The following is a 19,699-nucleotide window of genomic DNA, read 5'->3' on the forward strand; positions in this document are numbered from 1 at the left end:
TATGGCTAAATTATAAATAAATTTATGATAACTATCATAAAAAATACTATGCATGCATATAATTATGAAATAATAATTATTTGTGGGATTTATTGTTAATTTTCTAACGAATTTTAGGTTTTACCGAGATTTCAAACGTTTGAGTTTTGTTTTTTGATTTATTTTTTTTTGAAAAAATTGTAAAGTTTTTTTGTGTTTTGTTACAAATAAAACCGAAGTTTCAAAAAGTGTTAAAAAACAGAAAACTTTATAATTGTTTCAAGTTTCACGTTACGCTTGAACCTGAAACCTGAAACTTGAAAGAAAAAAACAAACCCGACAAGTTTTAAGACCTGTCGGGTTTGAATATTTATTAAAGAAAACTTATTTCTTAGTTCTCCATATAAGCTTCGATAGGAGCACAGCTGCAAACTAAGTTTCTGTCACCATAAGCATCATCTACACGACGAACTGATGGCCAGAATTTATTTTCAGCAATATACTCCAATGGATAAGCGGCTTTTTCTCTAGTATAAGGGAAACTCCAAGTATCTGTAGTTAACATTGCTAATGTGTGCGGTGCATTTTTTAATACATTGTTTTTATCATCTGCTGTTGCAGCTTCGATCTCTTTTCTGATTGAAATAAGAGCGTCACAAAAACGATCTAACTCTGCTAAATCTTCAGATTCAGTAGGTTCAATCATTAAAGTTCCTGCTACCGGGAAAGAAACCGTTGGAGCGTGGAAACCGTAATCCATCAAACGCTTCGCGATATCACCAACTTCAATTCCGTTTTCTTTAAACGAACGACAATCTAAAATCATTTCGTGAGCCGCTCTTCCGCATTCTCCTGTATAAAGAATTGGGTAGTGCCCTTCGAAACGGGATTTCATGTAGTTAGCATTCAGGATAGCATGTTCTGTAGCACTTTTTAATCCTTCGGCGCCCATCATTGTGATGTAACCGTAAGAAATTAAGCATACCAAAGCAGATCCGTAAGGTGCAGATGAAATTGCTGTAATAGCCTGCTCACCACCTACTTTTAAGATTGGGTTTGTTGGTAAAAAAGGAACCAGTTTTTCGTTTACACAAATTGGTCCAACACCAGGTCCGCCACCACCATGAGGAATAGCGAAAGTTTTGTGTAAGTTTAAGTGACAAACGTCAGCGCCAATTGTAGCAGGATTTGTTAATCCAACTTGCGCGTTCATGTTTGCACCATCCATATATACTAATCCGCCATTGTCGTGGATTAATTTAGTGATTTCAATAATCGAAGATTCAAAAACTCCGTGAGTAGAAGGATACGTTACCATTAAACAAGATAAATCATCTTTATGTTCAATCGCTTTTTCTCTTAAATCTTCTACGTCAATGTTTCCTTCAGGAGTAGTTTTAGTAACGATAATTTTCATTCCTGCCATAGCTGCAGAAGCAGGATTGGTTCCGTGAGCAGATGAAGGAATTAAACATACATTACGGTGACTTTCGTTTCTCGATAAATGGTAAGCACGAATAGCCATTAAACCGGCATATTCTCCCTGAGCTCCTGAGTTAGGCTGTAATGTAGTTCCGGCAAATCCCGTAATTACATTTAATTGCTGCTCTAATTTTTTAAGCATCGTGATATAACCTTCCGCTTGTTCTACTGGTGCAAAAGGGTGAATGCTGTTCCAGTTTGGCATTGATAAAGGCAACATTTCTGAAGCTGCGTTTAATTTCATTGTACAAGAACCTAATGAAATCATCGAATGATTCAACGATAAATCTTTACGCTCTAATTTTTTGATGTAACGCATGATCTGACTTTCTGAATGATGATTGTTGAATACATCATGCGTTAAGAAAGAAGATGTTCTTTCTAATGAAGCAGGTAATTGGCTTGTAGCAGCTAATTCAGCAACAGTAAAAGTTTCTTTTCCTAAAGCTTCAGCAAAAATGGCAATAATTTGGTTGATGTCAGTAATTGAAGTTGTTTCGTTGAACGAAATAGAAATCGTATCGGCATTAACATAGTAGAAGTTTACTTCGTTTTTCTCTGCTATAGCTTTTACTTTTTGAGCATCTGCTTTTACTAAAATAGTATCAAAGTAAGCCGTATTGGTTTGAAAAACGCCTAGTTTATTTAAAGCTTCAGAAGCAGTAACTGCCGATGCGTGAACTTTACCTGCAATATATTGTAATCCTTTTGGTCCGTGGTAAACTGCATACATTCCGGCCATAACCGCTAATAAAACCTGAGCGGTACAAATATTTGAAGTTGCTTTTTCACGTTTAATGTGCTGCTCACGAGTTCCTAACGCCATACGTAAAGCGCGATTACCGTTTACATCAATCGAAACTCCAATAATACGACCTGGCATAGATCGTTTATATTCATCTTTGGTAGCAAAAAAAGCAGCGTGAGGACCACCATAACCCATTGGTACACCAAAACGTTGTGAAGTTCCAACAACTACTGCCGCTCCCATTTCTCCCGGAGAAGTTAAGGCAACTAGTGATAAAATATCAGCAGCAAAAGCTACTTTAATTTCGTTTTCTTTTGCTTTAGCAACAAAAGCACTGTAATCGTTTACCTGACCATATTTTCCCGGATATTGTAAAATGGCTCCGAAGAACTCATTCGAAAAATCAAAGGTTTCATGGTTTCCAACAACTAACTCAATCCCGATAGGAGTTGAACGTGTTTGCAGGATTGATAAAGTTTGAGGTAAAATTTCTTCAGAAACGAAGAATTTATTGATGTTGTTTTTCTTTTGGTCACGTGTACGAACGTCAAATAATAACGCCATAGCTTCGGCAGCAGCAGTTCCTTCATCAAGCAAAGAAGCGTTTGCAATTTCCATTCCTGTCAGTTCAATAACAGTAGTCTGGAAATTTAAAATAGCTTCAAGACGACCTTGAGCAATTTCTGCCTGATAAGGTGTATACGCCGTATACCATCCGGGATTTTCGAAGATGTTTCTTTGAATTGGAGCCGGAACGATTGTGGGATGATACCCCAAACCAATATAGGATTTGAATACTTTATTTTTCTTTCCTAATTCCTGAATATGATTTGCAAATTCGTATTCCGTCATTGCAGGATCCAACTTCAAAGGTGCTTTTAAACGAATGTCATCCGGAAGGGTTTCGTAAACAAGTTGTTCGATCGATTCAACTCCAATAGTTTGTAACATGTGTTGAAGATCTGTTTCTCTTGGGCCAATGTGTCTTAAAGCAAAAGCATCTGTTTTCATTTGTAGCTATCTAATTTTTTAAGGGCAATGCAATTCGCGATGTATCTTCTTTGACGTAATCAGGTGTTACACAAGGTTTATTACATTTTATAGTAAATGTGTTGTTTTTTTGTCGCGCAAAATTAAGTATTATTAATAATTTAATAGGTATTTTTAACTTCAATTTTTATGAGATTTACAACTAAAGAGTTGATTTGTTAATAATTGATTAGATTTAAGAAATGAAACTACTAAAACAGATATTCGATTTTTACCTCAATAGCAGTATTCATGTGGCTTTATCTTGTTATGCATTGGTACGAATTACATTTCATGTGTTTCATATTCAATATGATGAACCCATGGCGTTGTTCGTTTTTTTTGGAACAATTGTGGGATATAATTTTGTTAAATATGATGCATTGGTTCGGGTTAAGAGGAAACCAGTGGGAAATCAATTGAAAATTATCGCCATTTTAAGTTTAGTTTCACTCGTTTTAGTAGGCTATTATTTTTTTCATCTCAAACGAATTACACAGATTGTTTCCGTTATAATTTTTGCCATAACCGCACTTTATACTTTGCCTTTTTTTCCTAATCGAAAGAATGCCAGAAATTGGGCTGGTGTAAAAATATATATCGTAGCACTTTGTTGGGTAGGAGCGACATTGGTTTTGCCTTATATCAATGCTGAAATTCCGTTTATACCTGACTTTTTTATCAAATGTATTCAACGATTTGTATTGGTTTTTGTACTAATTCTTGTTTTCGAGATTTTAGATTTGGCTAATGATGATCCGCATTTAAAGACTGTTCCTCAGACAATAGGAGTTAAGCGTACTAAAATTTTGGGATTTTCACTTTTAGTTCCTTTTTGGATTGTTGGGATATTGACTTTTAGTTTTCATGAACTTATTATAAATCTTATAATGGTGGTCATGTTAATGTTGTTTATTTTGTTTGCGAATCCCAATCGGTCAAAATATTATACTTCTTTTTGGGTCGAAAGCGTTCCGATATTTTGGTGGTTGATGATTGTATTTTTATAAAAATAAGCTTAATTATTTAGGCGTGTCATCTAGGTTAAGCTTTTTTAGAATTATGAATATTAGGATCAAGAGTTTAAATGTGCCGTTTGGCACTAAATATCGGTAGTAATTAAAATAGATTAGAAATACATTGGCGTGCCGTAGGTACGCAACAAAACGATAATTATTGCGTACCTACGGCACGCTACATTTATTCCGATTCCTATTAACTACTACCGATATTTAGTGCCTAACGGCACAAATTGTATGCTTTCAAATCTTAATGGGCATAAATAATAGGATTGTCGATTTTATGCTGTTTCAGACATCTGAAATCAAAATTCGTTAGTCAAAAACAGTAAATATTTTATCTTTTTTTCCTTAATTTAATGACATTGACCTCAATCCCTCACGCAAACCGTAAAATGAGAGATTTTATTCAAAAGAAAGTGAATGAAACAGTTTAATTATTGAATTGCCTCCAGCTTTAGCTGGGGAGAAAATGTTATAGAATATTTCCGGCTTTAGCCAAATGATAAAGTTTGGCTAAAGCCAGATTAGATAATCATCCTTATCTCTATTCAAAAAAAAAAGATATTTTAAAATCTGCCGAATCTGCCGAATCTGCTAAATCTGCGCGAAAAAATCCATCATATTTTCTGTCAACTTAAAAAAAAACTATTTTGTCTTTTGTTCTGCCAGTGCTTTATTCAAATCAGCTTTTGCCTCATCGAGTTTCTTTCTTTTCTTAGCAATTTTTTCTTTGCTTTCATTGTCTTTGATCGCTTTGTTCAGATCGTCTGTTTTTTCCTTAACCTTTTGTTGTTTTTCTTTTACTTTTTTGTTAAGATCAGTACTAACTGTTTCTGTCGTACAATTCTTTTTAGTTTTAGCTATGGCATCTTCAACGCCTTTAATCTGACTTTGACTGCCGGCTTTTTTTGCTGCAACTAATTTTGTGTTCAACTCACATAATTTTCTTTCGCAACCTTTTAAAGTAGCACAAGTACTTTGTGCAAATCCTATGAAAGAAATAGTAAAAAATGCTATCGATAAAATTTTAGTTTTTAAAGTCATAAGTTTATTTTTAGTGATTTACAATTGTTACAATATTTAAATAAAAGTAAGAAAAATATTTTAAGTCTGTTTTTCAGATACTTCTTTAAGTATTTTATTTCTTTCTAAAAGGAATTTAGTTAAATGTCTTTTTAAAAATAAAACATCAAACACTTTTCCAAATATTCCAAACGGAGTTTCATATTGCAATTTATCTTTCATGGTAGTAAGACCATTTTCTTCTTCAAAAAAATGTTCGTGCCTGAAGGATTGGAATTTGCCGCGCTCCATTTCATCTACAAAATAATCAAAAAAAGTCATTGCGGTGATTCGGCTTTTATGTGTGAGATAAAATCCGAAATGTTTTCCTCGCCAGGTTACCGTTTCGTCTAAATTTATTAATCCGGATGTTATTCCGGCAATTGCTTTTTCATTAGTTTTACTGGCAGATTGTTGGTGAATATCTATATTTCTTGAAGCGTCGAAAACGGTTTGTTTTGACGCTTTTATTTTTGTGGTAAGTTGAATTCTAGTCATGATTAGGGAGTTTATTTCAAATCCCGGAGGGATGTTATATTTATAGAATTATAATTATACAGTGTTTGAACCCCATTGGGGTGATATAAAATCATAATAAAAAATATGTCGCTCCGCCGGAGCTAATGAAAGAATGTATGGTATGTTTTCTATAAATATGTCGCTCCTCTGGAGCTTAATAGTAGGGTCTATTATTAATTTCTATAAATATCTCAATCCGCAGGAGCTTTGCAAAAGAATTTATTATGCATTTTCCTCTTCCTCTTTAAAATTCAACTTAAAAAAATAATCCAATCTGAATTTTGTGCTTTCATTTGTGTAATAAATCTTTAAAGGCCTCATCAATATTTCCAAACTTAAATGTAAATCCATTTTCTAAAAGCCTTTTGGGAATTACGTTTCTACTTTTCAACACTAATTCAGTTTCTGTTCGAATAAAGAAAGATCCGATTTCTAATAAAAATTTATTCACCGGAATCCCGAATGGGCAACCAACTGCTTTTCGAAGTTTTTTCATAAAATCATTATTACGAGCGGGTTTCGGAGAAACGACATTAATAACTCCTGTGATTTCTTTATCAATAACAAGACCAACTGCATTGGCAAAATCATCTTCATGAATCCAGCTTATAAACTGATTTCCTTTGCCTTGTTTTCCTCCAAAACCTATTTTTGCCAAAGTCTTTAAAGGAATAAAAGCGCCGCCATTTTTACCTAAAACGATCGAAGTTCGTAAGGCCGTTTTTAAAGTATTTGGAGTTTCGGTTTTAAAAAATGCTTTTTCCCAAGATAAAGCGACATTTATAGAAAAGTCATTCCCTATTTCACCATTAATTTCATCCATTTGTTTGTCTAAAGAAAAACGATATATGGTTGATGTTGATGAATTAAGCCAATGTTTTGGAGGATTCTGACAATTTAAAATCGCTTTATTTAAAACTTTAGTACTTTCAATTCTGGATAAAAGAATCTCTTTTTTGTTTTCTTTAGTATAACGGCAATCGACAGATTTTCCTGCCAGATTAATCAAAACGGTACTATTTTCCAATTCATTTTCCCAGCCTGAAAAAGTCTTTGCATTCCAGTTTACGTATTTTATTCCGTCAATTGTTTGAGATTTTCCTCGCGTAAGAATTACAATTTCGTCAAACTTATCTTTGAAATGATGGATTAAAGTTTGTCCTAAAAACCCTGTTCCGGCTGCGATTATGAGTTTCATGGTTTTGTTTTTTTGATTTTGTGAGTATTGAAACCTAACAGGTTTTTAAAGCCTGTTAGGTTTAGGCTGAAAATTAGGCGTTAAAAACCAATCGTTCTTCTTCCTGAGCTTCTTTTGCTTTTCTTTTCCCTCTAAAGAAGAAATATAAATTGAAGAATAGCATGATGCCAAGATAAATAGAAAAACCTCCAATTTTGTAACTCAGTCTTTCAATTAATTCCTGATAACTATTTTGCCCGATTTGCATTTTTAGGATCATTAGCGCAAAACCAATATTTAATAGATAAAATCCGGTTTCAAAAAGCTTATTTGTTGCTTCTGCAATATCTTCACGGCCTTTAAAAATGTCCAGCATAAATATTTTTCCGTTTTTGAAAAGAGTTTTAGAAACATAATAAGTAAGAAATAGGGCAATTGGTAAATAAACGCTGTAACCGATTAAGATTTTTGTAGTTTCCATGATATTTAATTTAAGGTGTTATTTAATTAATTTATGAATGTACTTGGTTAGAATTATAATGTTGAGGTAATGTAAAATAGAAATGATGAATATTATTATAGCTGTTTTGATTCCAATGGTTTCAATAAGTTGAGTTGATGACAGTATCTTTTGCCAGGAAATCAGAGTCATTGCACAATACCCAATATTTAAAAGATAGTAGCCTAAAAGTAAAACCTGATTGATTTTTTGACATATATCAGCATGATTGGGAATTAGTTCTGAGACATAAATATTTCCGTTTTTATAGCAGATTTTTCCAACTTTTAGAATGATCAAAATTGTAATGCTGAGGTAAATAAAATACCCTATAATATTTAGATTCATAATTGCCGATTTATAAATTAGTGATTGCGAATTTATTATGCCATTTCCTCTAATGCTTTTACAGATTCTAGTTTTCTTTTATTCTTGACTGTAATTTTTGAACCTTTTGCCAGAAAAACTGAAGTTGGTTTTATGTTTTGAAGAAATTCAAAATCACTTCCGTAAGTTTTATTAAAATCAATATCAACGTTATGATTTAAAACTTCTAACTGTTCCCATCTTGGATGCTGAACTTCATATTCGAAAGTTTTACCGGCATCAATTTTAGTATAACCAAAATAATGTTCTGTAATGAATTCAGCTTCAGAATCAACTTTAATTTCTAGTGGAGTTTTTTTTGTTTCTAATTGAATAGTATTCCACTTTTTATCATTTTTCCATTGATATATAAAAATGTTTGTGTTTTCATTTTCAATGATTTCATGTCGCATTTTCTGAGTTTCATAATGTTCCTGATACAAAGTATTTGCAATAAAAGTGATGGCACTTTTAGGAACAATTTCTTTGATGAAAACAACGCCGCGTTTCCATTCGCCATTTTCAAAACGTTTTACGTAGAATCTTAAATTCACTTCTTCAAAATCTACATGAAAAGGAACTTTAATTCCTAATACTTTTGTGTTTTTGAACATAAAACCAACCAGACTCACATAACATTTGTTGTTCCAGGTATCTATTTCAGTTCCGGCGGGAACATATTTTTCTAATATTCCGGCATCAACTTCATAATTGAAAAGTGCCAGGTTTTTCCATTCTGCTTTTAAGAAATTCATTGTTGTGCTTTTTTATAAGTTATAGTAGAGAAGTAGATTGCAAGAATTATTGGAATTGGAAACAAGATGAAGTAAATAAACTCAAAATGGAGTATTAGACCATTAACAAACCATAAAAGGAAAAAGAAAATGACGCCACTTATATAATGTTGAAGATCTTTATCTTCAGGTTCATCCAGCAGCATTTTGATCCCAAAAATTAATTGAAATAAACCGGTAACTATGGTTGATAAAACACCACAAAAAGCGAATTCTGCTCCATTATTAGGTATCACTGCTGCGATTAAAACTAGTAATATTGGCATACCAACAAAAAAATAATTAAGGTAATTTATGGCTTTCATAGTTATAGATTGTTTTAAACTTTCAGAAAAAAATGAAAGTTTTAATTAAATTTTTTTAGTTTGAAGATCTACTTCATGATTTTCATGACCAAACGTCCCAACCAGTTATCATTAAATTCAGTCATTTTGTCTAACATATTATCTGCTTTTAATACGAAATCATACAATTTAGAGGTCTGATCTACAAAGTGTTTTTCTTCTGCCGAATCTTTTGCTTCGATTGTAGAAACTTCTTTTAAGATTTTAAGAGCGGGTTTAATTTCTCTCTTACTTCTTTCTTTTGCAATTTTTACAGCCAACTCATCTAAATCTTTTTCGGCAGTAAAAAACTCTCTTCTTTCTCCGGCTTTGTATTCTTTATATACAATTCCCCAATCCATTAAAGCTTTTAGATTCATGCTCGTATTTCCACGGGAAATTTGCAATTCGTCCATAATGTCTTCCATCGAAACAGGTTCGTTCGAGATCATTAATAAAGCATGAATCTGTGCCATGGTTTTATTAATTCCCCATTGAGAACCTAATGCTCCCCAGGTTTGTACGAACTTATTTTTTGCTTCTTTGAATTCCATGAAACAAATGTAAGTAAAAGTTTTTAAACTTTCAAAAATAAATGAAAGTTTATTTTGAGTAAAAAAAGAACTGACAAAAATGGTTTCAAAAAATGATATTCTTACTTTCTTAAAACGATCGATATACCACTATTAAAAAAGGAGTCAGAATCGGATTTTGTCAGCTTGAAATCAAATGTGTATTTGCCATCTTTTGGAGCAGTAAATTTTTTGTTTTCAAGTTCAAATTCAAAATCTTTCTTGTGTATTATGGTGTCTTTTTCTTCAAAAGTCTTTTCAGTAATGATTTCAGAACTTGCCTTAGCATTTATTATGTGATTTGTTCCAGAAGAAAATCTAGTAATACTGTCAAATTCAACCGTTTTTTTGTTTTCTTGAATAAGATATTTAATAGTGTATTCAGGATATGGGGAATTGCTATTTATTTTCGTCCAGAATACAATGGTTTCTCCTTTTTTCAAACTAATCTCGCCTGAAGAGGTAATTTCATCTTTAGCTACGGGTACTTCAATTAAATCTTCGCCAGCAGAATGGCAACCGTAAAATGTTAGTAGGGCTATTAATGCAATGATTTTTAGTATAATTTTCATATTTATTTTTTTATGGCAGGAATTTCTAATGTCTTATTTTTTGAATAATAATTGAACATTTTAATGTAAAAGTCTCTTGTAAGATCTGAGATCTCATTTGTAGTCAAGTAAAAAATTTTCCCGTCATATTGTACTTTACAAATTAATTTTTCGAAAACACGATTATTATATCCTGAATCTGTAATTTTTAAATCTGTGACATTATCTATTTGGGAATAGCTATATTTATTTGCTAGTGAATATCTGTAACTAAAAAAAATCTTTTCAAAGTCTTTGCTGATTTTCTCCGGTATTTCGAAACTTTCTATTGTGTTTGTTTTTACAGCATTTAGAAAATTAAGATAAGTACGTTCTATCGCGTCATTTGCTCTGTAAAAGGTTACATAGTCGTAGTTTCCTTCTGATCTTGGCGAAACGTATTGATTAGGCTCTAAGAAAGCTTGTATTTCCTTATCTAATTTGTTAAAAATAGAACTGAACAAATTAATTTCAGCTTTAGGAGAATTCAAAACATATTCTTCCCAGGAGTTGAATGGAACTTTTATGAAATCCTTTTTTAATAAATTTTTACCATTTTTAAGCATGTGAAGAGCAAGATTTTCTTTTTCAGGAAATTTTGCAAAGTGATCGATTTCTCCATTGTAAATAATATAGCTTTTTGCGGCAGCATCGTACTCATAATGTATGACAGTAAAATTTTCGCCGTAAATAATACTATTAGAATCTTCAAAGTAAATATAATTTTCTTTTACAAGCTGTTTCTTGATTTCCGGGATGCTAATCAGGTTAGGGTTTTCTTCCTTGATGACATAAACGCTTTGTGAGCAAAGCCTTTCACGGGGAAACAAAGCGGTGGTTAACTCAATTGCTACTACATCTTTTCGATTTGCAAAATCTATTTTTCCAAACACCAAATCAATATTGCCTTCTTCATAGACTGTAACTTGATACATATAATTGTCCGGAATAGAAATGTTGTATTTACCTGCTTCAGATAAAGGAGTCAGGTTTACTTTTGAATTGAAAATCTTTTGAGCTTCTTGTTTGTTGATTTTTGTTTCTTGTGCAATTAATTCTGTATTGTCTTTATTTTCTTCGACATTATATCTTTTGCAACTTGATATTGATAAAAGCAATACCAGTAAATATATTATTTTGATATTTTTCATAAGGAGCATTTATTTGTTAATTAAACTTATCAATATTTACCGCTAAGTCTTCTTCGTTTTCAATGTCTGAGTACTCAACATAAAATGATTTATGCAAGACATAATAAAGAACATAATAAAGAATAAAAACGCCAAAGCTAGAGAGCCATAGAAAGGAGAAAATCTTGTCTTTGAAAAAAACGAGATAACCATCGGTAAAATCAAAAAAGAATTTTATGTGTTTAAAATATAAAAACAGAACTACTGCAAAAGGAACAATTTTGGTCATGATCTTATAATAGGCAACCAAAAGTATTGCTAGTATAAAAACGGGAATTTTTATGAGATCATTTATGGTTTTTACTTCATTTGTAAAATATTCATATACCAGAAAAGCGGTTAGTAAAAGGCAATAAATAGCTAAGTGAAGTTTTTTGTTTTTCTTTAGATTAAGAAAATATTGAGTTGCGTTTTCTGTTTTTTTTTGTTAGAAGTAAAACAAAAAAAGTAAAAATATTTAATATAGGAGCAAGTGCAAAAACATTTATAACTCCAAAATATTTTTTTAAGGAATAACCTCGAAACTGGATTAGATTGCCTAAAAATCTTCCTGAGTAGAGTAATAAAAAATAGCTTGATATTAACTTGCAGATTTCAGCAAAATCAAATTTTGAAGAAAAAATCGAAATTGTAAGTATTGATTGAGCCAGATCTAAAACTGTCAGAATCAAAATAAAAAAGCTGATTATAAATCCCCACTTGAAGAAATTTTTATCAATAAATTGCTCGTCTATAGGCTTGCGGATACTTTTAATTCCTCCAAATCTATTGGTAATGTAGAAGAAACCAATCAGACCAAATAAAATTTTAAACGTATTGATAAACTCAATAATCGTTATCAATATATCCTGCATATAAGGTTCGCTGAAATTTAAAAATGCAAAATTTCCAAATGTATCCCTGGCTTCTATATCAATAACAATGAGTAAAACTATAGAAATTAGTACCGGAAAGAACCATTTTGTTTTTTTTGAAATATTAAAGTTTTCCAGTGCAAAATAGTATTTAACAAAATAAAAAAAAGGAATTATAAGCGTCAAAAAACTGATGATTTTGTTGATATAGATGCTTTCATACCAAGTGAAATTATAAAGGTAGTGTGTGAAATTATAATCTAAAAAAAATGAAATGTCATTTTTGAAAAAATATGGCAGACTCAATAATTGCAGGATGATACCGGTTTTTATTTTATTGTTTTTATAAAAATACCATGAAAGAATTAATGTGTTGAAAAACCAAAAAAGTACACGCCAAAGCTGTGTAAATATAAAAGTGTTCGGTGTAAAAACTTCGATGTAATAGAGAATCATACTTAGAGAGAAAAGTATAATTCCGAAAACCCAAATTTTATTAATCACATTATTTTGAGTTTCGCTAAAAATTGATTTCATAATAGTGGTTTTAAGTAAAAGCGTACAAACATATTATTTTTAAAACGATATCAAAGTTTTTATTTAACATTTATATTCTTCATAATTATTAGCAATAGGTGTTTTTACGTGTCTGATTTTCTTGTAGCATTCTTTTATCTTGTTCATAACTAGTAATTTCCGTTTTATAACATTTTATTCATAATGCCTATGTATTTGATATAGTTTTGAAATAGAAATAAATTTTAATGTATTATTTAAGATGTTTTTTTAGATGTTAAATAACACAGTGAAGAAATCAAACATGTGGAGCAGAAACCACCTAAAAAAACGAGGCGTTCCCGAAAAGCCTTATGAGTAGGAAACCTAAATCAAAAAGTTATGTCAGATTTATTAGCAGGTGCTTATTTAGCGAAAGGCACAATTGGAAATGTTGGAATACCAGGTGCTCCAATAGCAACATTTAGTTTAGTAGTAGTACCATCACAAAATTCAGTGTCTGGTACGGTAGTAGTTACTCAGGCAATACAAGGTCCCGATAGCCATATTGTTGTTCAGGTTAAAGGAAGAATTCATTCGACCGGATTTGGAGAATTTACTAAAGTAGTTAGTCTGCACGGGCAATACATTCACTCTGTTCCTCCGCCGGCAATTGGTTCTTTTTTAGCTGATTTTGACGCTAACTTAGCGATCAATGATTCCTGGAATGGAACTGGAGGTTTTTCATACTACAAACATCAGATTGAAAAAGTGCCTGTAGCAGCAATAAAAAATCTAAAAGAAGAGTTAGTTTAGAAATTAATTTCTCCCCAAAAACAAATTCAACAGGATAATAAAAATTTCCTGACTCAATTAGAGTTTTGACTTAAAAAGATCGTCTGGTTAGGCGGTCTTTTTTGTTGGAAATATTCGTTACCTAAATAATTAAAAACTATAAAAAAGAAATAAACCATTTTTCAATTTACAAATCATCAATAAAGTGTGAAAATTTGATTCTTTGAGTTTATTGTTGAATAAAGTGTGAAATTTTAAGAATAATTCAAAGAGTTGTTTTTAGGAATTGTAAAGTTATGTTAATTTAGGAAATGAAATTTTGTATTAGATAATGGAAATATATTTTTGTAAAAATCACTTTTTATGGAATTATACTATACTTTTTCGGTACTAATTGTACTGGCCTCTTTCTTCGCTTATTTAAATTTAAGATTTTTAAAACTCCCGGGAACTATTGGGATCATGATTATTGCAATGTTGGTTTCAGTAGGTATTCGTCTGTTGGGTGATTCTTATTTTCCAGATACAACCAAACATTTTTTTGAATTGATTAAAGAATTTGACTTCAACGAAATCTTAATGGGAGCGATGTTAAATTTTCTTTTGTTCGCAGGTGCTCTGCATGTTAATATGTCTGATCTTAAAGAGCAAAAAGTTCCTATTATGATTTATTCTACGGTTAGTGTGGTGTTGTCAGCATTAATCATTTCTGTACTTCTTTATTATATAGCACCAATGATGGGAATAAAGATTCCTTATATATTCTGCTTGGTTTTTGGTACATTAATTTCTCCAACCGATCCTATTGTGGTGTTGGGTGTTTTGAAACAGGCAAAAGTTCCTAAAAGAATTGAAACCAAAATTGTTGGTGAATCCTTGTTTAATGATGGGGTTGCAGTAGTAATGTTTGCTGTTGTTTTAAAAATGGCTACAGATCCAACATTTGATATGACTTTTGGTTCTATCGCCTTGTTATTTGCAGAAGAAGGATTAGGCGGACTTTTATTAGGAGCTGTTTTAGGATATACTGCATCAAGGGTTATGAAGAAAATTGACGATTATAAAGTTTCTGTTCTAATAACGCTTTCTATCGTTATGGGAGGATTTCTGATTGCACAGAGTTTACATGTTTCAAGTCCGTTGGCAATGGTAGTTGCAGGATTGATTATAGGTAATTATGGCAAAAAAGTAGCGATGAGTGAAGTAACAAAAGATTATTTAGGTAAATTCTGGGAACTTATCGATGAGATATTAAATGCTATTTTATTCTTGTTTATCGGCTTTGAGTTGTTATTATTGCCAGATTTAAACAAACAATTGCTAACTGGTTTTGTGGCTATTTTTATAGTGTTGTTTGCAAGAATTGCGTCTATAGTTTTACCTTGGAAATTCTTCGATATATTTAAGATTTTCGGTATAAAATCTGCCTATAGCAAAGGTTCTTTGATGGTGTTGGTTTGGGGAGGAATTCGAGGAGGAGTTTCTATTGCATTAGTGCTTTCTATGCCAGAAGGAGAATATAAAAACCTGTTGCTGGAAGTAACTTATATTGTCGTACTATTTTCAATTGTGGTACAAGGACTGACCGTTGGGAAATTAGCGAAAAAGGTTTTAGAGAAAGAGTAGAAAATAGAATAAAAAGAATAGAATAAAGAGTGAAAAATGAAGATTTTTTATCTTTAAAATTATTTGACCGGAAGAAAAAAAGCCTGCAAAAATATTTTTGCAGGCTTTTTTTATCGTTTGTCTTCTTTAGAATAGTTAGAAGGACCGTTGATATCAATGGGAGTTCCTAAAAAACGAGGTTCTCTATTTCTTAAAACATCAAAGAACGATTTAAAAATAGAACCATATTCTCTAAAAGTAACATATTGGTATCCCAAATACTCACCCTTATTAGCAGAGTATCCGGCAGATTTTATTCCAAGTTTTTGCCCGATATAAATGGCTCGGTTTAAATGGTATTCCTGAGAGATTAATGTCGCTTTTTTGATGTTGAAAATATGTTTGGCGCGATACATGGTTGAATAGGTGTCGAATCCGGCATAATCAATAAAAATCTTTGTAGTATCAACTCCGTGTTTATAACAATAGTTTTTCATTACCGTTAGTTCATCATATTCATCACGGCCGTTATCTCCCGAAAGTAAAATTTTATTAATACGGTTTGCTTTGTATAAAGAAATACCAGCATCCAAACGGTCTTTTAAATATTTGCTTGGCTGATCTCCATTTATTCCGGCACCAAAAATAATTCCCACATCGTTTTTAGGGAATTTTTTCAGGGAATAATATATGTTTTTTTTGGTAGAAGACTTCACGTAATAGTTTACTGAAATAATTGCTAGTAATCCAAAAAGTGAAAGGCAAAGGAATATTTTAAGATATTTTTTCAAGATAGTGTAGGATTAATCTTTTATGTCAACTGCGTTTATTGTCTGAATTTTTCCATCAGCATAAACAACAATTTTTCCATTGATTTTCTTTTTATTTTCAATCATTTTCTTTGATGAAACTTTAAGACCTTCAATTATTTTATGTTGTAATTCTTTTATTTTATCTTTTGTCATGTTGTAAATTATTTATCTTATTAAATAAAGTTTCATCTATAATTATTGGTTCTTCATTAATTTCTTTTTCTAAGATAAGAACAGGTAACTTGTTTGAATTATCAAATAACATCACATTGTTACATTCGTTTAAATAAATTTTGAAAAAATTTTTAATTCCTCTGATATATCTTCTTTCAATCACATCCTCAGGAATATTATGACCACCTTCACTTACTCTTATTAGGACCCTTTGTTTTGCAAGTTCAATAGAGTTTAACCAAAAGAAAACCAATGTTACAAAATAACCCTGACTTTGAGCTTTTTTTACAATCGAAATATAACTTTTTGCAGAAAGAGTTGTTTCAAAAGCAAAATCAGCTTCTTTCTGTAATAATTCATCAATACGATGAAGCATTATTCTACCAGCTTCAAAACTTACTTTTTCAGGTTGAAAAGGTGATAGCCCTTTAGCAATTTCATCGGCATTTACGAACTCTTTACAGTCTAAAATTTCGGGTAGAATTGTATATGAAGCTGTTGTTTTACCAGCTCCATTACAACCTGCAATAATATATAGATTTTTATCTTTCAATAGATTTAAATATTAAACAAAGGTATCAAATAATTAAAGAAGTCCAGCTCTTTTCAATAAAGCCTCCGGTTTAGGTTCCTGGCCTCTAAAACGTTTGTATAAAATCATAGGATGTTCTGTTCCTCCTTTTGAAAGTACATTGTCTTTGAATTTTGTTGCCACTTCGTGATTGAAAATTCCCTTTTCCTGAAAATATTCAAAAGCATCAGCGTCCAGAACTTCAGCCCATTTGTAACTGTAATATCCGGAAGAATATCCGCCTTGAAAAATATGAGAAAAAGCCGTACTCATTGCATTTTCTTTTACATCAGGATACAATTGCGTATTGGCAAATTGTTCTGTTTCGAAAGTTTTTAGATCCGTAATATTTGTTGGATCTTGTCCGTGCCACGCCATATCTAATAATCCAAAACTCAACTGGCGCAAAGTGGCCAAACCTTCCTGGAAACTCGCACTTTCTTTAATTTTCTGAACATACTCAATTGGGATAATTTCTCCGGTTTCGTAATGATTCGCAAACAAAGCCAAAGCTTCAGGCTCGTAACACCAGTTTTCCATAATCTGACTTGGTAATTCTACGAAATCCCAAAATACTGAAGTTCCTGATAAACTTGGGTAAACCGTATTGGCTAACATACCGTGTAATCCGTGACCAAATTCGTGAAACAAAGTAGTTACTTCATTAAAAGTCAATAACGATGGTTTCGTTTCTGTTGGTTTGGTAAAATTACAAACGTTCGAAATGTGTGGTCTTTCGTTAACGCCGTCTTTTTTATATTGATGTTTGAATGAAGTCATCCAGGCGCCGTTTCTTTTTCCTTTTCTTGGGAAAAAATCTGCGTAGAAAACTGAAACTAGATTGTTCTCAGAATCTGTTACTTCATAAGTTGTTACTTCATCGTGGTATTTTTCGATATCAAAAACTTCAGTAAACGTTAATCCGTATAATTTTTTGGCCACTGTAAAAGCGCCATTTAATACTTTTTCTAATTGAAAATAAGGTTTCAGTTTTTCATCGTCTAAATTAAAAAGCTGTTGTTTTAGTTTTTCAGAATAATATGCACCATCCCATTTTTCTAATTGTTCGATTCCGTCTAGTTCTTTTGCGAAAGCAGTTAATTGGGCAAATTCTTTTTGAGCTGCCGGTTTTGCTTTTGCTAATAAATCATTCAGGAAAGAGAAAACTTTCTCCGGGCTTTCGGCCATTCTTTCTTCTAACACAAAATTTGCATGGGTTTTATATCCTAACAAGTTGGCTCTTTCGAAACGTAATTTGGCAATTTTCAAGACATTTTCCTGATTGTCGAATTCATTATTCTGAAACGATCTTGCTCCAAAAGCGATTGCCATCTTTTTACGCAATTCGCGATTATCGGCATAAGTCAAAAACGGAAGATAACTTGGATGATCTAAAGTAAAAATCCAACCTTCTTTTTCCTGGTTTTTAGCCAATAACCTTGCAGCTTCGATGGTTCCTTCCGGCAAACCTGCTAAATCTTTCTCGTCAGTCAAATGCAATTCGAAGGCATTGGTTTCTGCCAAAATATTCTCTTCAAATTGTAACTTTATCTTCGATAATTCCTTGTCTATTTCGCGTAATTTATCTTTTTTGTCTTCTGGTAAATTGGCACCATTTCGAGAGAAGCTTTTGTATTTTCTATCTAAAAGAGTAGTCTGCTCCGGATTTAGATTTAATGTTTCTTTTTGATCGTAAACAGTTTTTATTTTAGCAAATAAAGCAGCGTTTAGCGTAATATCATTCCCGAATTCTGATAATAAAGGCGAAACTTCCTGAGCGATCTTTTGCATTTCGTCACTTGTTTCTGCTGAATTCAAATTGAAGAAAACACTTGACAGACGATCTAAAACATCTCCTGAAAAATCCATAGCTACAACGGTATTTTCAAAAGTTGGTGCTTCAGGATTGTTTGCGATAGCATCGATTTCAGCTTTAGCCAAAGTAATTCCCTCCTGAAAAGCAGGAAGATAATCTTCGATTTTAATTTGAGAAAAAGGAGCAGTATTATGTTTGGTTGTGAATTTTGAAAGTAAAACGTTCATTATGATGTAATTTATTTTTATTAATTGAAGTCGATATTTTCGAATCCCAAAGATAGCAATTTATAAAAATCCAACGACCTAAACAAGGTTGGTTCTCAGTATTAAAACCTTCTTAAAATGTGTTATAGATATGTTATTTATTGGTGCAGGAGATTTAATAATCTTAAATTGTGAAAAACAGGATTACAACTGAAAGAAAACTAATCAAAAATAATTGTAAAATAAAAATAGGATGAACTACCAAGTTATAATAAAACGTATTGATACTGTGAATGAAGTTGAAGGATATTGGTCTGATGAAGATTTTGTTCAATTATTAGAAAAATTCAATTATCCTGACGGAGCAACAGCAGACAAATCGAGTTTACCGGAATTACTGGAAATGGCTATTTCTGATTATGAGCCTAATGAAGCTGCAGAAATCGTTTTGAAATATAAATTTGCTGATCGATTAGGCGATGGGCAAATAGAGCAAATAGCACACAATATGTTAATTGATAAGGTTTGCGAGGAATATCCTGAAATAGATATGCAGGGAACTTTGTTTCATATCAATCAATTGCTTTTTAAAGCATACAACGGAAAATTTCCAAACGCAAAAGCGTCTATCGTTCATTTTTCAATGACGCCAACAAATGGTGAGGTACAGAAGCTGTCAGCTGAAAACGTGCTAAAATTATTGAACAATGGCTTATCTGACAGAAATCTTATTAAGAGATTGTTTGAAAATCAGATTTCAGGAAATATTCCATTTCCTGAAGCCGAAGGAATTGTTTGGGAATTAACAACAAAAGATAATATAAATTATGATCTGGTTACTTCAGAAAACTGGATAAATAACGATGATATTACGGATTCTGAATTTGAAGCTGTTCTGGAGGATATCGAAGAGGAAGCGTAATTTTAAAAAGCTATAAAAACAAGAAAGGCTTCTGTAATGGGAAGCCTTTCTTGTTTTGTATTCTATTCAGTTGCAGCTTATACTGAAAACTGCGACT

The 19,699-nt window shown here is 31.8% G+C and carries 20 protein-coding genes; 4 read left to right on the plus strand and 16 right to left on the minus strand.

Annotated features, from left to right (window positions below):
• Positions 1-370: 370 nt before the first annotated feature.
• On the minus strand, positions 371-3,220 hold the full coding sequence (gene gcvP / locus ACQKCJ_RS07785; RefSeq protein WP_427401710.1) for an aminomethyl-transferring glycine dehydrogenase: 2,850 nt from the start codon (positions 3,218-3,220) through the stop codon (positions 371-373).
• 221 nt (positions 3,221-3,441) lie between these two features.
• Here gcvP and ACQKCJ_RS07790 point away from each other — a divergent pair, with 221 nt between their 5' ends.
• Positions 3,442-4,248, plus strand: a complete 807-nt coding sequence (locus ACQKCJ_RS07790) for a hypothetical protein (protein WP_427401711.1) — start codon at positions 3,442-3,444, stop codon at positions 4,246-4,248.
• Between the two features lie 657 nt (positions 4,249-4,905).
• Here the strand turns inward: ACQKCJ_RS07790 and ACQKCJ_RS07795 are convergent.
• From ACQKCJ_RS07795 to ACQKCJ_RS07845, 11 genes are all read right to left on the minus strand, one after another.
• On the minus strand, positions 4,906-5,304 hold the full coding sequence (locus ACQKCJ_RS07795) for a DUF1090 family protein (protein ID WP_427401712.1): 399 nt from the start codon (positions 5,302-5,304) through the stop codon (positions 4,906-4,908).
• 60 nt (positions 5,305-5,364) lie between these two features.
• Complete coding sequence (locus tag ACQKCJ_RS07800; protein ID WP_427401713.1) at positions 5,365-5,820, minus strand: SRPBCC family protein; 456 nt, start codon at positions 5,818-5,820, stop codon at positions 5,365-5,367.
• Positions 5,821-6,130: 310 nt separating this feature from the next.
• On the minus strand, positions 6,131-7,039 hold the full coding sequence (locus ACQKCJ_RS07805; RefSeq protein ID WP_427401714.1) for a TIGR01777 family oxidoreductase: 909 nt from the start codon (positions 7,037-7,039) through the stop codon (positions 6,131-6,133).
• Positions 7,040-7,112: 73 nt separating this feature from the next.
• Complete coding sequence (locus ACQKCJ_RS07810) at positions 7,113-7,499, minus strand: hypothetical protein (RefSeq protein ID WP_271334568.1); 387 nt, start codon at positions 7,497-7,499, stop codon at positions 7,113-7,115.
• 18 nt (positions 7,500-7,517) lie between these two features.
• Entirely contained in the window at positions 7,518-7,865 is a 348-nt protein-coding gene (locus ACQKCJ_RS07815; protein ID WP_427401715.1) for a hypothetical protein, read from the minus strand.
• Positions 7,866-7,900: 35 nt separating this feature from the next.
• Positions 7,901-8,638 carry a YqjF family protein gene (locus ACQKCJ_RS07820; protein ID WP_427401716.1) on the minus strand — a complete coding sequence of 246 codons (738 nt, stop codon included), beginning with the start codon at positions 8,636-8,638 and terminating at the stop codon, positions 7,901-7,903.
• On the minus strand, positions 8,635-8,982 hold the full coding sequence (locus tag ACQKCJ_RS07825) for a hypothetical protein (protein WP_427401717.1): 348 nt from the start codon (positions 8,980-8,982) through the stop codon (positions 8,635-8,637). Before ACQKCJ_RS07825 ends, ACQKCJ_RS07820 begins: the two co-directional genes overlap by 4 nt.
• Before the next feature lie 68 nt (positions 8,983-9,050).
• Positions 9,051-9,554 (minus strand): GbsR/MarR family transcriptional regulator, encoded by a 504-nt coding sequence (locus ACQKCJ_RS07830; RefSeq protein ID WP_271334571.1) that lies wholly within the window; start codon positions 9,552-9,554, stop codon positions 9,051-9,053.
• Positions 9,555-9,655: 101 nt separating this feature from the next.
• Positions 9,656-10,144, minus strand: coding sequence for a hypothetical protein (locus tag ACQKCJ_RS07835; RefSeq protein ID WP_427401718.1), 489 nt, complete (start codon positions 10,142-10,144; stop codon positions 9,656-9,658).
• Positions 10,145-10,146: 2 nt separating this feature from the next.
• Positions 10,147-11,313, minus strand: coding sequence for a hypothetical protein (locus ACQKCJ_RS07840; RefSeq protein WP_427401719.1), 1,167 nt, complete (start codon positions 11,311-11,313; stop codon positions 10,147-10,149).
• A 428-nt stretch (positions 11,314-11,741) separates the two neighbouring features.
• A complete protein-coding gene (locus ACQKCJ_RS07845) occupies positions 11,742-12,743 on the minus strand; it encodes a hypothetical protein (RefSeq protein WP_427401720.1) in 1,002 nt (333 codons plus the stop codon).
• A gap of 360 nt (positions 12,744-13,103) precedes the next feature.
• Between ACQKCJ_RS07845 and ACQKCJ_RS07850 the strand changes: the two genes are divergently transcribed.
• Together ACQKCJ_RS07850 and ACQKCJ_RS07855 are read left to right on the plus strand one after the other, a co-directional pair.
• Positions 13,104-13,517 carry a DUF1842 domain-containing protein gene (locus tag ACQKCJ_RS07850; RefSeq protein WP_427401721.1) on the plus strand — a complete coding sequence of 138 codons (414 nt, stop codon included), beginning with the start codon at positions 13,104-13,106 and terminating at the stop codon, positions 13,515-13,517.
• A 342-nt stretch (positions 13,518-13,859) separates the two neighbouring features.
• Complete coding sequence (locus ACQKCJ_RS07855) at positions 13,860-15,122, plus strand: cation:proton antiporter (protein WP_427401722.1); 1,263 nt, start codon at positions 13,860-13,862, stop codon at positions 15,120-15,122.
• A gap of 110 nt (positions 15,123-15,232) precedes the next feature.
• Here the strand turns inward: ACQKCJ_RS07855 and ACQKCJ_RS07860 are convergent, their stop codons facing one another.
• Genes ACQKCJ_RS07860 through ACQKCJ_RS07875 form a run of 4 tightly spaced genes read right to left on the minus strand, consistent with a single transcriptional unit; the run spans position 15,233 to position 18,701 of the window.
• A complete protein-coding gene (locus tag ACQKCJ_RS07860) occupies positions 15,233-15,892 on the minus strand; it encodes a SanA/YdcF family protein (RefSeq protein ID WP_427401723.1) in 660 nt (219 codons plus the stop codon).
• A 12-nt stretch (positions 15,893-15,904) separates the two neighbouring features.
• Positions 15,905-16,066 (minus strand): hypothetical protein, encoded by a 162-nt coding sequence (locus ACQKCJ_RS07865; protein WP_427401724.1) that lies wholly within the window; start codon positions 16,064-16,066, stop codon positions 15,905-15,907.
• Complete coding sequence (locus ACQKCJ_RS07870) at positions 16,053-16,640, minus strand: zeta toxin family protein (RefSeq protein ID WP_427401725.1); 588 nt, start codon at positions 16,638-16,640, stop codon at positions 16,053-16,055. Before ACQKCJ_RS07870 ends, ACQKCJ_RS07865 begins: the two co-directional genes overlap by 14 nt.
• Before the next feature lie 33 nt (positions 16,641-16,673).
• Positions 16,674-18,701, minus strand: a complete 2,028-nt coding sequence (locus ACQKCJ_RS07875; RefSeq protein WP_427401726.1) for a M3 family metallopeptidase — start codon at positions 18,699-18,701, stop codon at positions 16,674-16,676.
• 232 nt (positions 18,702-18,933) lie between these two features.
• On the opposite strand from ACQKCJ_RS07875, the gene ACQKCJ_RS07880 reads away from it, so the two are divergent.
• Complete coding sequence (locus tag ACQKCJ_RS07880; RefSeq protein WP_427401727.1) at positions 18,934-19,602, plus strand: hypothetical protein; 669 nt, start codon at positions 18,934-18,936, stop codon at positions 19,600-19,602.
• The last annotated feature ends 97 nt before the right edge of the window (positions 19,603-19,699 follow it).

The organism is Flavobacterium sp. NPDC079362 (assembly GCF_050267765.1).
Classification (GTDB): domain Bacteria; phylum Bacteroidota; class Bacteroidia; order Flavobacteriales; family Flavobacteriaceae; genus Flavobacterium; species Flavobacterium azizsancarii.